This is a genomic window from Massilia sp. MP_M2 (assembly GCF_039123635.1).
GTDB lineage: Bacteria > Pseudomonadota > Gammaproteobacteria > Burkholderiales > Burkholderiaceae_D > Telluria.
On record NZ_JBCHJF010000027.1, the window covers coordinates 1 to 1011 of the forward strand.

Here is a 1011-nt window from a genome sequence, read left to right on the forward strand (position 1 = left end):
CGTCGGTGGCTGTGACGTCGGGCTGGCGGCCCAGCCTGGGGTCGATCGCGCACCGGGCCGGCCTGGGTCTCGACATCACCTATCTCGAAGGCGGTCGACAAGCCGTTTTTCTTAATCGCGCATCGTTGACGAACGGTTCGGCGGCGAAGAATGGCAATGTCAGTGAGCGTGAGAAGGTGCTGTGGCGGGAGCATCAGGATGCGAAGGCCGAGCGGGCAACCCGTGAGCGTGAGCGGGCCGAAAAGCACGATCGCCTTGCGCGAAATCGCGAGGCCGGAAATGCGGCACAGTTAGTAAGTGAACTCGCGGACGCGAATGTTCGACTCGTCGCAGCGCGAGACCGTGAGAATATCGTGCGAGAAGAGTGGGACCGCGAACGTAACCTGCACGAGCCAGTGCTGATCTGCAAATTGCGTGAACGGTTGGTTCGAAATGCATCAGTTAAACAGCTATTCGATCCGTGGTATATGGACGCCGATACGACGGATAAGATTGCTCCCGTCGCCAATGAACAGCGGCGCACAAATCCGAACGAACGCCTCCATAACAACCACCTCCACATTACTGTCCGCGAGCCAAAAATACTATGAGAAATCATTCTCTAGGAGGGATTTTAGCCGTATTCGCGTTCTTCGCGCTATCGATGCCGGTAGATAGCGCTGCTGGTTCGGAGAATTTTATTGATCGACCGTGGGAGATTCGCTACGTATTATTTGCAGAAGATGCATCGTTGATGCGAGCCGGATTGGCGTATTCACAAAAGTCCAATAAGCAACAGACACTGCGCGGAAAGCAAAAAATCTATCTCAGCGCCAGCGCACTGTTCGAGATTGCCGCCACGTTTGCCGTCCCCGGCGAGGAGGCGCTCGGAATCATCCTGTTGACGTTCGACCGGGCAGGTCGGGTCGTGAGTAAAAAAGGTGCGCTCAGCAGCATGTCAGCGAAAAGGACTCGCCTTGATCGGCTGGTCCTGATTCACAACGATATTCCTGACCCAAACCCTTATCATTT

2 protein-coding genes are annotated in these 1011 nt (G+C 55.4%); both read left to right on the forward strand.

Annotation, left to right across the window (positions count from 1 at the left end; all coding sequences use genetic code 11):
- Positions 1–590: hypothetical protein (locus RCH14_RS23995; RefSeq protein WP_343028613.1), on the forward strand; the 590-nt coding region annotated here is incomplete at its 5' end.
- Positions 587–1011: hypothetical protein (locus RCH14_RS24000; RefSeq protein ID WP_343028614.1), on the forward strand; the 425-nt coding region annotated here is incomplete at its 3' end. The genes RCH14_RS23995 and RCH14_RS24000, both read left to right, overlap by 4 nt.